Source organism: Flavobacterium sp. (genome assembly GCF_036741995.1).
In the GTDB taxonomy this organism is placed as follows: Bacteria; Bacteroidota; Bacteroidia; order Flavobacteriales; family Flavobacteriaceae; genus Flavobacterium.
This window is the reverse complement of record NZ_DAINRG010000005.1, coordinates 55,353-68,788: the sequence shown is the minus strand read 5'-3', so window position 1 is coordinate 68,788 and position 13,436 is coordinate 55,353. Positions and strand designations below refer to the sequence as shown.

Genomic DNA, 13,436 nt, shown 5'->3' with positions numbered 1-13,436 from the left:
AAGATTATGGTAGAAGAAAAATTAAGATACTCAGATGCTGATTTAGCAGAGTTCAAAGAAATTATTTTAGCGAAAATTGACAAAGCCAAAGCCGATTTAGATTTGATAAAAAGCGCCTATATGAACGACTTAAACAATGGTACCGATGACACATCGCCAACGTTTAAAGCCTTTGAAGAAGGAAGCGAAACCATGTCTAAAGAAGCCAACTCGCAATTAGCTATCCGTCAGGAAAAATTCATACGCGATTTGAAAAATGCGCTGTTCCGTGTGGAGAACAAAACCTATGGCGTTTGTAAAGTAACCGGGAAGCTGATTTCCAAAGAAAGATTAAAAATCGTTCCGCATGCAACGATGAGTATTGAAGCAAAAAATTTGCAACGATAACAACTTTACTATAAATAATGTAACGCTCCAAAACGGAGCGTTATTTTTTAGAAAAAAACACTATTTTTGCGCCATTAAAATCCAAAAAATGTCATTAAGAAATTCCGTTTTAATCATCGCTATTATTCTTTTAGTGGATCAATTCGTTAAGATTTATATCAAAACTAATTTTGTTTACGGCGAAGCCGGGCAGATTGATGTAGCGAATTGGTTTAAAATATTGCTGATTGAAAACGAAGGAATGGCCTGGGGAACCAAAATTCCTGGCATGCATGGTAAATTAATTTTAACTGTTTTCAGAATTTTGGCAGTCTTCGGAATTGGGTATTGGTTGTATGATTCCAGCAAAAAACACAGTTCAAGATATCTAATGGTAGCCATTGCCTTGATTTTTGCCGGAGCTGTGGGTAATATTATTGATTCGGTTTTTTACGGCGTTATCTTTGATGACAGTTATGGCCATTTATCCACTATGTTTTCGGATAAGCCTTATGGAACATGGTTTCATGGCAAAGTGGTGGATATGTTATACTTCCCGATTTGTGAAGGGCATTTCCCAAAATGGTTACCTATATGGGGTGGACATCCGTTCAAATTCTTCAATGCCATCTTCAATATAGCCGATATGGCGATTTCAACGGGAGTTGGGATTTTAATTGTCTTCAACAAAAAAGCATTTCACAAAAAAACCGCTATCGAAAGCTATACACAGTCATAGGCGTTACGCAATAATCCAAACCAATATCAGTTTCGGAAACATCATCAATAGCTGCTTCGGGCTCAAAGAAAGACAACCCTATTTTAATGACGTCCTCTTTGCATTTGGAAAGAAAGGTATCGTAGAATCCTTTGCCATACCCCACTCGGTTTCCTTTGGTATCATAGGCTAATAAAGGCACAAACACTACATCAATTTTGGCCGTAGGTACTTCTATCCCATCCACCGGTTCGTAAATATTGTAGTCATTTTTTTGAAATTTGGTGTTATCTGTCAACAGAAAATTTGTCATTTCCAGCGTTTCAAAATTGCTTTTCGCCACCACAATCTCCTTGTCTTTTCCGGCTAGGATTTGCAATATGAATTCGGTGTCCATTTCCTTTTGTTCTTCTATGGTCAGAAACAAATGAAAATAGGTCTGTCCCCAAACATCCAATGACAACAATCGGTTGGCTATCGCCAGACTCTTGTCTTCGATTTGCTCTTTGGATAATTGTTGGCGAAGTGCTTTATATTTTTTGCGTAAGTCCTTTTTATTCATAATTCAAAAGTACTTTAATTTTTATAACTTTGAAATCGCCACTAAACTTGAGTTAGCATAAGCTTACCCCTTTTTAAAAAAGCGATTCTATATATGACCGCTTAAAAATAAAATTTTACATATATAAATTCAATCAAAAGATCCAAATGTCACTCCCTTCCATAGAGCTTCAATTACAAACCCTGCCCGACAGTCCCGGAGTTTATCAATATTATGATAAAGACGGGAAGATCCTGTATGTAGGTAAGGCCAAAAACCTGAAGAAAAGAGTACATTCCTATTTCAACAAACTGCACGACAATGCCAAGACCAATGTGTTGGTTAAAAAGATAGTCGAAATCAAACACATAGTCGTTTCCTCGGAAGCGGATGCGCTCTTACTCGAAAACAACCTCATCAAAAAACTACAGCCTCGGTATAATGTGATGCTGAAGGATGACAAAACCTATCCATGGATTTGCATCAAAAAAGAACCCTTTTCCCGAATATTCCCCACCCGAAGAATGGTCAAAGACGGCTCGGAATATTTTGGCCCCTATACCAATTTCAAAACGGTCAACACTATTCTGGATTTGATTAAAGAACTCTATCCACTGCGCACCTGCAACTACGATTTGAGCGAGGCCAATATCCAATCGGGCAAATACAAAGTGTGCCTGGAGTATCATATTGGCAACTGTAAAGGTCCGTGTGAAGGTTATGAAACGTTGGAACATTACCAAAAACAAGTCGATGCCATCCGCGAAATCCTGAAAGGCAACTTCAAAGACAGCTTGCGCGATTTTAAAAAAATGATGCAGGAATTGGCTGCCGACATGCATTTTGAAGCCGCCCAAAAAATCAAAGAAAAGATAGAAGTGCTCGAAAATTACCAATCACGATCTACCATTTTGAATCCGAAGATTTCGAATATCGATGTGTTTTCGATAGTGTCCGATGAAGCGATGGCCTATGTTAATTTCCTGCAAATATCACACGGCGCCATTATCCGCTCGCATACCTTGGAACTCAAAAAGAAATTAGACGAAACCGATGAAGAATTGCTGGAATTGGCTGTGGTGGAATTGCGGGAACGTTTTCATCTGACTACCAAAGAAATCATTCTGCCATTCCCTTTAGATTTTGGCGATAAAATAAAAGTTACCGTTCCGCAACTCGGCGACAAAAAACAAATTTTAGAACTATCGCAACGCAACGCCAAATACCAACGCTTGGAACAACTGAAACAAATTCAGATTGTAGATCCCGAGCGGCATACGAATAGAATTATGGCGCAAATGCAAAAGGATTTACGCCTTTCAACTGAGCCGCGACACATTGAATGTTTTGATAACTCGAACATACAAGGAACCAATCCGGTTTCGGCTTGTGTCGTTTTTAAAGATGGCAAACCCAGCAAAAAAGACTACCGCCATTTCAATATTAAAACCGTCGAAGGCTCGAATGACTTTGCTTCGATGGAAGAAGTGGTGTACCGAAGATACAAACGCATGCTCGATGAAAATCAGCCATTACCGCAATTGATCATCATTGACGGTGGCAAGGGGCAGCTATCATCGGCTTTGAAAAGCATTGACGATTTGGGTTTGCGTGGTAAAGTTGCCATCATCGGCATCGCCAAAAGATTGGAAGAATTATTTTATCCAGGCGATTCGGTGCCGTTGTATTTGGACAAAAAATCGGAAACACTGAAAATCATTCAGCATTTGCGCAACGAAGCGCATCGTTTCGGCATTACCCATCATCGAGACAAACGAAGCAAATCGGCATTACAAACTACGATAGAAACCATTCCCGGCATTGGTGAAAAAACCATGTTGACGTTGATAAAACACTTCAAAAGTGTCAAAAGATTGAAATTAGCCACCGAAAAAGAAATTTCTGATGTTGTGGGTGCATCAAAAGCCAAAAAAATTTCCGAATTTTACGCAATAAGTAAATCCTAAACCCTTTTATGAAAAAAACACTACTGGTTTTTGTTTGTCTGTTCTTGCTGCAAGCTGTTGTTGCGCAGGATACTATCAACAAAAAACGCCCAAAAATCGGTTTAGTGCTTAGTGGCGGTGGCGCCAAAGGATTTGCTCACATTGGTGTGTTAAAAGCACTCGAAAAAGCCGGCGTGAAAATTGACTACATCGGCGGAACCAGCATGGGTGCGGTCGTTGGTGGATTGTATGCTTCGGGCTATAATGCGACGCAAATCGATTCCATTTTTTACAACACTGATTTTAGTGAATTGCTGCAGGATTATATTCCGCGGTCTTCCAAAAGTTTTTACGAAAAGCGAAACGATGAAATGTATGCCATTTCGTTGCCGTTCAACAAGCTCAAAATCGGGATTCCGATAGCGCTTTCCAAAGGAATGTATAATTACAATTTGTTGTCCAAACTAACGCACAAAGTAAGACACGTCACGGATTTTAACAAACTTCCAATCCCGTTTTTATGTGTGGCAACCGATATTGAAAAAGGCGAGCCTGTGGTGTTGCAAAGTGGTTATTTGGCACAAGCCATGTTGGCCAGTTCGGCATTTCCCTCCTTGTTTTCTCCAGTTGAAATTGACGGCAAATTGTTGATTGACGGCGGTGTGGTGAATAATTATCCGGCAGAAGAAGTCCGTAAAATGGGTGCCGACATTATCATTGGTGTGGATGTTCAGGATGATTTGAAAGACCGAAAGTCGTTGAAAGATGCTACGCGAATCCTGGTTCAGATTACCAATTTGGACATGATCAAAAAGATGAAAGAAAAGGTCAAAATCACTGATATTTACATCAAACCCGACATTTCCAATTATGGTGTAATCTCCTTTGACGAAGGACAGGAAATCATCAAAAAAGGCGAAGAAGCGGCTATGCTTCAGATGGATGAAATCAAAAAACTGGTGAATCCGTATCAACCGTACCAACTTCAAAAATTCAAGGTTCAAAAGGATACTTTATTGATAAAAAGCATCAATGTAAACAAGCTGGACAATTATACCAGAGCTTATGTTTTGGGAAAACTTCGCTTTAAAAACGGTTCTAAAATAAATTACTCCGATTTAAAAAAAGGGATTAACAACATCAATGCTACGCAAAATTTCAGCCGCATCAGTTACACTTTGCAACCGCTTCAGGGCGGCGATGAACTGCAATTGAATTTAACCGAAAATCCAACCAAGACCTTTTTGAAATTCGGATTGCATTATGACGGCTTGTATAAAAGTGCTGTTTTGGCCAACATTACGCAGAAAAAAACATTGTTTAAAAACGACGTCGTTTCTCTGGATGTAGGGCTTGGCGATAATATTCGATACACTTTAGATTATTATATAGACAATGGTTTTTATTGGAGTTTTGGTTTGAAATCGCGCTACAATGCTTTCAATCGAAATGTGTCTACCGATTTTAAAAATGGAGAATTGTTGACCCAATTGGGATTGAACAGCATCAATATTGATTTTTCGGACTTGACCAATCAGGCTTACATGCAAACGGTTTTTATCCAGAAATTTTTAATTGGTGCCGGGATTGAATACAAACACTTAAAAATCAGATCGGATAATTTGGGCACTATTTCGCCAACCTTTGAAAACAGTGATTACGCCAGTGTTTTTGGGTATATGAAATACGATTCTTTTGACAATAAATTATTCCCAAAAAAGGGTTGGTTGTTTTCGGGTGATTTTCAATCGTTCCTGTATTCATCGGATTACACCAATGATTTTCACCGCTACTCCATTGCCAAAGGCGAAATTGGCATTGTCAAAGCCTTTTGCAAAAAAGCCACATTAAAAGTACAATCAGAAGCCGGATTTGCGGTTGGTGGTGACAGTGTTCACTTCTTTGATTTTATTCTCGGAGGCTACGGATTTAACACCATCAATAACTTCAAGCATTTCTATGGCTATGATTTTTTGAGTGTTTCGGCGGATAGTTACATCAAGTCTTGCTTTACTTTAGACTATGAGATTTACAAAAAAAACCACATCAATTTTGCAGCTAATTATGCTAATATTGAAGACGATTTATTCAAAACTGGACATTGGCTTTCCAAACCGAAATACAACGGATACGCTATTGGCTATGCTTTAGAATCCGCTATTGGTCCGGTAGAACTGAAATATACCTGGTCGCCGGAATTGAATAAAGGCTATACTTTCATAAGTGTGGGATTCTGGTTTTAATATCGGACTTGGTAATAAAAACCCTTTTGTGTTTGATTTAAAACAAAAAAACTATATTTGAAAATCTATTACTAAAACTCTCTTTTATGTCAATTTGGAAAAGAAAACCTTTGGATTTACTTCTTGCAGAAGCCACCGAGTCTGAAAAAGGATTAAAGAAAACACTAACAGCGCCTGGATTAGTTGCTTTGGGAATTGGAGCGATCATTGGAGCTGGTTTATTTTCAATAACCGGATTAGCGGCATCGGTTAATGCTGGCCCGGCTATCACAATTTCATTTCTTGTGGCGGCCTTTGGTTGCGTATTTGCCGGTTTGTGTTATGCCGAATTTTCATCCATGATTCCGGTTGCCGGAAGTGCTTATACCTATTCTTTTGCTACTATGGGCGAATTCATGGCGTGGATTATTGGTTGGGATTTAGTTCTTGAATATGCTGTAGGTGCCGCCACAGTCTCCATTAGTTGGTCCAGGTATTTTGGAAAATTTTTGAGTGGCTATGGCATTCACATCAATGAATCTTATATGCTTTCTCCTTTTGAAGGAGGAATCATCAATATTCCTGCCGTTGTAATAGTGATGGTAATGTCGTTATTATTAATACGCGGGACTCGTGAATCAGCCTTTGTAAATGGTTTGATTGTTTTATTAAAAGTTACTGTAGTTTTGGTCTTTATTGCAGTAGGATGGCAATACATCAGACCGGAAAACTATCACCCATACATCCCGGAAAACACTGGGAAATTTGGAGAATTTGGTTTCTCAGGAATCATCAGAGCTGCAGCCATTGTGTTCTTTGCCTACATTGGTTTTGATGCCGTTTCTACGGCTGCTCAGGAAGCTAAAAACCCTAAAAGAGACATGCCTATCGGTATTTTATTGTCGTTAGGAATTTGTACCATACTGTATATTCTATTTGCGCATGTAATGACTGGTGTAGTAAACTATCAGGCATTTGCTGGAAAAGACGGAATTGCTCCTGTGGCTGTGGCTGTGGAAGCGATGGGATCTGTCGGTCCAAATGGTATGATAACTCCTGCGTATCCTTGGTTAAACAATGCTATTTTATTAGCTATTTTGGGTGGTTATTCCTCCGTAATATTAGTCATGTTGATGGGACAAAGCAGAGTATTCTTCTCTATGAGTAAAGATGGATTAATGCCAAAAGTGTTTTCAGAAGTACATTCAAAATTCAGAACTCCTGCCAAAAACAACTTATTATTCATGATTATCGTAAGTGCTTTTGCTGCGTTTGTTCCGGCAAGAGTTGTTGGAGAAATGACCAGTATAGGAACGCTTTTTGCCTTTATTCTGGTATGTATAGGCGTATTGATTATGCGTAAAAAAATGCCTGAAGCTCCAAGGGCTTTCAGAACACCGCTTGTACCATTTGTACCAATAGCCGGAGTATTTGTCTGTCTATTCATGATGGTGTTTTTACCCCTAGACACTTGGATTCGACTTATAGTATGGATGATGATTGGCTTTGATTTTTATTTATTCTACGGAATGAAAAACAGCGTCCTAAACAAAGGAACGTTTAGCTTGAAAAGTTATAAAACAGTGGCACTTTCCGGTATAGGAATGGTAATTGCGCTTGTCATCATTGCTTTTATCCATCATGCCGATATTAAAAATGACGATCATCTCTTATTTTACTTTTCATTAGTTTTTGCTGCGGTACATGCTCTGGTATATGCTTTTAGCTTTAAAATGAACAAAGAAAATTAAACGAATATATCTCTAATTGGAAAGGATTAAAGAGTTTTCATAGACTCCTTAATCCTTTTTTGATTTTATAAAAATTGATAATTATCATTTTCAGCATTTATATTTTTCCGATATTTGTATGAATGAAAAAATGGGATAATTTATTAGCACATTTAAAATTCCTCATCAAGAGAAATCCTGAGTGAGTCGTATTCCTTTTATCTGAATAATTACTATTGAAAGTTATTTTCAAATTCTCTCATTTTCAAATTAAAAGACTATGCCACTATATCATAAACTTGGCGATTTCCCTCAAAAAAGACACATCCAGTTTGAAAAACCAACAGGCGGTTTGTATTACGAACAGCTTTTTGGAACAGAAGGGTTTCACGGCCATTCTTCCTTGTTGTATCATGTTCATCGCCCGACACAAGTCAAGGAAATCACAAAATCCTATTCCGTTGAGCCTAAAATTGCCATCGGAAAAAACATCAAATCACTCCTCTTAAAAGGATTCGAGTTAAAACCGGAAGACGATTTTCTGGACAGCCGAAAAGCCATGCTGGTCAACAGAGATTGCATCATTGGACTGGCTGCTCCGAAAAAATCACTGACTTCTTATTTCTACAAAAATGCCGATGCTGATGAAATGATTTTTATCCACAAAGGCAAAGGAACACTGCGCACGATGATGGGCAATATTCCTTTTGAATACGGTGATTATCTTATTATTCCGCGCGGTATGATTTATCAAATTGAATTTGAAAGTTCCGATAACCGATTGTTTTATGTGGAATCTTACGCACCTTTTTATACTCCTAAGAGATATAAAAACGCCTCCGGCCAACATTTGGAACATTCGCCTTTTTGCGAACGCGATTTCAAACTTCCAATAGAATTGGAAACGCATGATGAAAAAGGGGATTTTTTAATCAAAATCAAAAAAGAAGGCATGATGCACGAAGTAGTGTATGCCACGCATCCTTTTGACGTTGTGGGCTGGGATGGTTATAATTTCCCTTATGCATTCAGCATTCACAATTTTGAACCAATAACGGGAAGAGTACACCAACCGCCACCGGTACATCAAACTTTTGAAACCGCCACTTTCGTGGTTTGTTCTTTCTGTCCGCGTTTGTATGATTACCATCCGAAAGCGATTCCGGCGCCTTACAATCACAGCAACATCGACAGCGATGAAGTGTTGTATTATGTTGACGGCGACTTCATGTCCAGAAATAATATTGAACAGGGTCACATCACGCTGCATCCAAAAGGCATTCCTCACGGACCGGCACCAGGTGCCATGGAAAGAAGCATTGGTCAAACCGAAACGCAGGAATTAGCTGTTATGGTGGATACTTTCAGACCGTTAATGGTAACAGAAGAAGCCATGGGATTGGACGATGGTCAATACTATAAATCTTGGGTAGAATAAAAATTTAAACACAACTTTTGGTAATTCATTTTACCGCTCAAATACACTAATATATTATGTCAAAAGAAATAAAATCCGTTGAATACGGACTAGAAAAAATATTTGAAGGAGCGCAGGATTTCCTTCCGCTTTTAGGAACAGATTACGTAGAATTTTATGTTGGTAATGCAAAGCAGGCGGCGCACTTTTACAAAACAGCTTTTGGATTTCAATCGCACGCCTATGCCGGTTTAGAAACCGGAATAAAAGACAGGGCTTCTTATGTTTTGAAACAAGACAAAATCCGTTTAGTATTAACCACGGCATTAAACAGTGATTCGCCTATCGGAGAACATGTTAAAAAGCATGGCGATGGTGTAAAAGTAGTAGCGCTGTGGGTTGAAGATGCCCGTTCTGCCTTTGAAGAAACCACAAAAAGAGGCGCCAGAGTTTTTATGGAGCCAACTGTTGAACAAGACGAACATGGCGAAGTAGTTCGCGCCGGAATCTATACTTATGGCGAAACGGTTCACATGTTTGTGGAGCGAAAAAATTACAAAGGAGCCTTTTTACCGGGCTATAAAGAATGGAAATCCGATTACAATCCTGCACCAGTTGGTTTGAAATATGTGGATCACATGGTTGGAAATGTAGGTTGGAATGAAATGAATATTTGGGTAAAATGGTACGAAGATGTTATGGGGTTCGTGAACTTCCTTTCGTTTGATGACAAACAAATCACTACGGAATATTCGGCTTTGATGAGTAAAGTCATGAGCAACGGCAACGGAAGAATCAAATTCCCAATCAACGAACCGGCTGAAGGGAAAAAACGTTCTCAAATTGAAGAATATTTAGATTTTTATGAAGGCTCCGGCGTTCAGCATATTGCTGTGGCTACGGATGACATCATCAAAACCATTGCCGATATGCGTTCACGGGGGATTGAGTTCTTGAGTACCCCTCCACAAGCTTATTATGATGCCATTCCGGAGCGATTGAAAGATCACATGCATAAGTTTAAAGAAGATATTACTGAGCTTCAGAAATTAGGAATCATGATTGATGCTGACGACGAAGGGTATCTATTGCAAATCTTTACCAAACCTATTGAGGACAGACCAACGTTATTCTTCGAAATCATTCAAAGAATGGGCGCCAGAGGATTTGGTGCCGGAAATTTTAAAGCTTTATTTGAATCTATTGAAAGAGAACAAATGTTGCGAGGAACATTGTAAAATTTGCTTTTTATTGATGATAATTTAAAAAACGACCTTTTTAGAAGCTATATTTTATTAATTTAATGTTAAAGTTGATTTTATTGTTGAAAATTCACAACAAATGTAATTATCTTTGCACCATCAAAAAATGAGGAGTGGTTTCCTCAACTTTTTGGATAAATTTTCATAATTTATAGTTTTTTGGTTGGTTAATAGCATAAAAACTCAGTCATTAATTTGACTGGGTTTTTTTGTTTTAATACTTTTGGAACGGATATTGCAATTGCAGTATAAAAACAAATAAAAACATGAAAAAATATTTCTTCTTATTGTTGCTTTTTATCACTGTAAGTTTCAATTCTCAAAAACCGGAGGCTTATGATTCAGGCGAATGGTTCAAGTTCAGAATCCATTATGGTTTTATCAATGCCGGATATGCCACCCTCGAAGTGCAAGAAGCTGTAAAAAACAACAAAAAAGTCTATCACGCTATTGGTAAAGGATATACTGTCGGAATGTCACGTCTGTTTTTTAAAGTAGATGACAATTACGAAAGTTATTTTGATAAAGTAACTAACAAACCATATCAGTTTGTTCGAAAAATTGACGAAGGGGGTTATACCAAAAACCAAGAAGGTTTCTTTAATCAGGATGCCAATAAAGTTCAGATAAAAGATTATAAAAACAACACCGATAAAACATTCTCCGTTAGCGAAAATGTACAGGACATCATATCCACTTTTTATTTCTTAAGAAACCATCCGAATATTGATAAATTAAAAGTGGGCGAATCCATAGTAGTGGATATGTTTTTCGATGATGAAACCTTTAAGTTTAAGTTAAAATTCATAGGGAGAGAAAATATAAAAACTAAATTTGGAACCGCTCCAACCATGATTTTCAGACCTATCGTACAATCCGGAAGAGTTTTCAAAGAAGAAGAAAGCTTAACCGTTTGGATTTCAGACGATGAAAACAAAATACCATTGCGAATAAAAGCCAGTCTTGCTGTTGGTTCTATCAAAGCCGATTTAGAAGGATTCAAAGGATTGAAAAATCCTTTTATGGTTAAATTAAATGACTAATGAACACTAAGACACAAACTGACCAATTACTCGAAGCTTTAGAACAAAAATTTGAAGCCATCAATCAAAAAATCGACACTCATCTCGAAGGTTTACTTTGGTCAAAACCTATAACCTACTGGGATTATATTCAAACCGATGCACTACTGAATTTACAAACACAAAGAACCGTTTTGCCTGACGAAATGGTTTTTATCATGTACCATCAGGTCAATGAATTGTTGTTCAAAATGATCCTGTGGGAAATCAATCAGTTGTGTCATACCGATAAACCCCAAACCAATTTCTTTACCGAAAAACTACGCAGAATCAGCCGTTATTTTGACATGCTTACCACGTCTTTCGACATCATGGGCGATGGTATGGAAGTAGCGCAATACATGAAATTCCGAAACACTCTGACTCCGGCCAGCGGGTTTCAAAGTGCACAATATAGAATGATAGAATTCTCTTCAACCGATTTGATTAATTTAATTGATTATCGTTTCAGAGCTTCCATTGACCGAAATACACCTTACACCCATGCCTTTGAACATTTGTACTGGCAAGCCGCAGGAAAAGACCATGCGACAGGTGAAAAATCGTATTTGATTTTGGAGTTCGAAAGAAAATACAAAGAGGAGTTTCTTCGCTATATGGAAGAATACAACACTATCAATATTTGGCAAAAATTCAAACAACTCCCTGAAGCCGATCAAAAAGATTCAAACCTGGTAAAAGCGATGCGTCATTATGACCATACGGTTAATATTACTTGGGTCATGGGACATTTAAACGCTGCCAAAAAATACATAGAAAGCGGTCAAGGCAACGGTGAAGCCACCGGCGGTAGTGATTGGAAAAAATACATGCATCCCAAATACCAACGAAGAATATTTTTCCCTGAATTGTGGAGTGAAGAAGAATTAAAAAACTGGGGCGAATAATCCTGCCCTAAAAATCAGAAGTTTGAAACGAATACTCATACTCTTTTTTGCATTGGCAACATTGGTATCTTGTGATAAAACCGAAAAAAAATCGGAACAAAAACACAAGATGATGCCAATTACCATTGATTTTGGTTTTAAGCTAAATGAATTTAATGTCGTTGAAGACACAATACAGTCCGGAGATACTTTTGGAAGCATTTTAGAAAAACAAAACTTAAACGGGAATCAGGTTTACGATATAGTTGCCAAAGTAAAAGACACTTTTGATGTGCGTTCCATCCGAAAAGGAAAACCTTATCTTTTATTAAGAACGAAAGACAAAACCAATAAACTTCAGGCCTTTATTTACCAACCTGACCGACTGAATTATTACATCGTTGATTTCAGGGATTCGGTGGTGGCTCACAAAAAAACCAGACCGGTAAAATTCACCACCAGAACCATTGCCGGTGCCTTAAACGGTTCCTTATCCGAAACGTTACAAAACTTAAAAGTAGACCCGGCTCTGGCACCAAAAATTGCCAAAATCTATGCCTGGTCCATCGATTTCTTTAAGCTTAAAAAAGGCGATAAATTCGCCATGACCTTTACCGAAAGATTTATAAACGATACTGTTTATGATGGCGTTGACAGCTTAAAAGCTACTTATTTTGAATACAAAGGCAAGAAAATATACGCTTTTCCATTCTCTCCGGATGGTAGCAAAGGCAAGCAACAATACTATGATGACGAGGGAAAAACCCTGAAAAACTTTTTCCTGAAAGCTCCTTTAAAGTTCGTCAACATCACGTCACACTATTCGGCCAATAGATTCCACCCGGTACAATTAATCTGGAAAGCCCACAAAGGAACCGATTATGCCGCGCCAACCGGAACACCCATCATGACCACCGCTGCCGGAGTGGTAGAACAAGCCGGTTTCACCACAGGAAATGGAAATTTTGTAAAAGTAAAACACGACAAAACCTATTCGACACAATATTTACACATGTCCAAAATCTTAGTGAAGCGTGGTCAAAGAGTAACACAAGGCCAAATCATTGGGAAAGTGGGCAGTACCGGCTTAGCCACCGGACCACACGTTTGTTATCGTTTCTGGAAAAATGGCGTTCAGGTAGATGCGTTGAAATTGAATTTGCCAACTTCCACTCCAATGGATTCTAGGCTAAAACCAAAATTCATGGCGCAGATGCTACCTTTGAAAAAAGTTTTGGATAGCATTTCGGATTTGAAATTCAAAAAATAATTCTCAACTACATCGT

At 38.2% G+C, this 13,436-nt stretch carries 11 protein-coding genes; 10 read left to right on the top strand and 1 reads right to left on the bottom strand.

Annotated elements, in window-relative coordinates; genetic code table 11:
- Nucleotides 1–6: 6 nt before the first annotated feature.
- The gene (locus V7D82_RS03770) at nt 7–387 is read left to right on the top strand and encodes a TraR/DksA family transcriptional regulator (protein WP_187658995.1); all 381 of its coding nucleotides are present in this window, start codon (nt 7–9) and stop codon (nt 385–387) included.
- 88 nt (nt 388–475) lie between these two features.
- Entirely contained in the window at nt 476–1,105 is a 630-nt protein-coding gene (locus V7D82_RS03765; RefSeq protein ID WP_333599638.1) for a lipoprotein signal peptidase, read from the top strand.
- On the opposite strand, the gene V7D82_RS03760 is transcribed toward V7D82_RS03765, so the two are convergent.
- Nucleotides 1,080–1,646, bottom strand: coding sequence for a 5-formyltetrahydrofolate cyclo-ligase (locus tag V7D82_RS03760; RefSeq protein WP_333599637.1), 567 nt, complete (start codon nt 1,644–1,646; stop codon nt 1,080–1,082). The two genes, V7D82_RS03765 and V7D82_RS03760, sit on opposite strands and share 26 nt — an antisense overlap.
- 146 nt (nt 1,647–1,792) lie before the next feature.
- Here V7D82_RS03760 and uvrC point away from each other — a divergent pair, with 146 nt between their 5' ends.
- The 8 genes from uvrC (at nt 1,793) to V7D82_RS03720 (ending at nt 13,420) form a co-directional block, all read left to right on the top strand.
- Nucleotides 1,793–3,592 (top strand): excinuclease ABC subunit UvrC, encoded by a 1,800-nt coding sequence (gene uvrC, locus V7D82_RS03755; RefSeq protein WP_333599636.1) that lies wholly within the window; start codon nt 1,793–1,795, stop codon nt 3,590–3,592.
- An 8-nt stretch (nt 3,593–3,600) separates the two neighbouring features.
- Nucleotides 3,601–5,814, top strand: coding sequence for a patatin-like phospholipase family protein (locus V7D82_RS03750; RefSeq protein WP_333599635.1), 2,214 nt, complete (start codon nt 3,601–3,603; stop codon nt 5,812–5,814).
- An 86-nt stretch (nt 5,815–5,900) separates the two neighbouring features.
- Nucleotides 5,901–7,544 (top strand): amino acid permease, encoded by a 1,644-nt coding sequence (locus V7D82_RS03745; RefSeq protein WP_333599634.1) that lies wholly within the window; start codon nt 5,901–5,903, stop codon nt 7,542–7,544.
- Between the two features lie 259 nt (nt 7,545–7,803).
- Complete coding sequence (locus V7D82_RS03740) at nt 7,804–8,961, top strand: homogentisate 1,2-dioxygenase (protein WP_333599633.1); 1,158 nt, start codon at nt 7,804–7,806, stop codon at nt 8,959–8,961.
- Nucleotides 8,962–9,017: 56 nt separating this feature from the next.
- Nucleotides 9,018–10,178, top strand: a complete 1,161-nt coding sequence (gene hppD / locus V7D82_RS03735) for a 4-hydroxyphenylpyruvate dioxygenase (protein WP_333599632.1) — start codon at nt 9,018–9,020, stop codon at nt 10,176–10,178.
- A 290-nt stretch (nt 10,179–10,468) separates the two neighbouring features.
- Nucleotides 10,469–11,245, top strand: coding sequence for a DUF3108 domain-containing protein (locus V7D82_RS03730; RefSeq protein ID WP_333599631.1), 777 nt, complete (start codon nt 10,469–10,471; stop codon nt 11,243–11,245).
- On the top strand, nt 11,245–12,171 hold the full coding sequence (locus tag V7D82_RS03725; protein WP_333599630.1) for a tryptophan 2,3-dioxygenase family protein: 927 nt from the start codon (nt 11,245–11,247) through the stop codon (nt 12,169–12,171). The genes V7D82_RS03730 and V7D82_RS03725 overlap by 1 nt, the downstream gene beginning before the upstream one ends.
- Nucleotides 12,172–12,193: 22 nt before the next feature.
- Nucleotides 12,194–13,420, top strand: a complete 1,227-nt coding sequence (locus V7D82_RS03720; protein WP_333599629.1) for a M23 family metallopeptidase — start codon at nt 12,194–12,196, stop codon at nt 13,418–13,420.
- Nucleotides 13,421–13,436: the final 16 nt, after the last annotated feature.

Coding starts and splice junctions, on each gene's coding strand:
- V7D82_RS03770 (WP_187658995.1), top strand. CDS start 7: ATGGTAGAAGAAAAATTAAGATACTCAGATGCTGATTTAGCAGAGTTC.
- V7D82_RS03765 (WP_333599638.1), top strand. CDS start 476: ATGTCATTAAGAAATTCCGTTTTAATCATCGCTATTATTCTTTTAGTG.
- V7D82_RS03760 (WP_333599637.1), bottom strand. CDS start 1,646: ATGAATAAAAAGGACTTACGCAAAAAATATAAAGCACTTCGCCAACAA.
- uvrC (WP_333599636.1), top strand. CDS start 1,793: ATGTCACTCCCTTCCATAGAGCTTCAATTACAAACCCTGCCCGACAGT.
- V7D82_RS03750 (WP_333599635.1), top strand. CDS start 3,601: ATGAAAAAAACACTACTGGTTTTTGTTTGTCTGTTCTTGCTGCAAGCT.
- V7D82_RS03745 (WP_333599634.1), top strand. CDS start 5,901: ATGTCAATTTGGAAAAGAAAACCTTTGGATTTACTTCTTGCAGAAGCC.
- V7D82_RS03740 (WP_333599633.1), top strand. CDS start 7,804: ATGCCACTATATCATAAACTTGGCGATTTCCCTCAAAAAAGACACATC.
- hppD (WP_333599632.1), top strand. CDS start 9,018: ATGTCAAAAGAAATAAAATCCGTTGAATACGGACTAGAAAAAATATTT.
- V7D82_RS03730 (WP_333599631.1), top strand. CDS start 10,469: ATGAAAAAATATTTCTTCTTATTGTTGCTTTTTATCACTGTAAGTTTC.
- V7D82_RS03725 (WP_333599630.1), top strand. CDS start 11,245: ATGAACACTAAGACACAAACTGACCAATTACTCGAAGCTTTAGAACAA.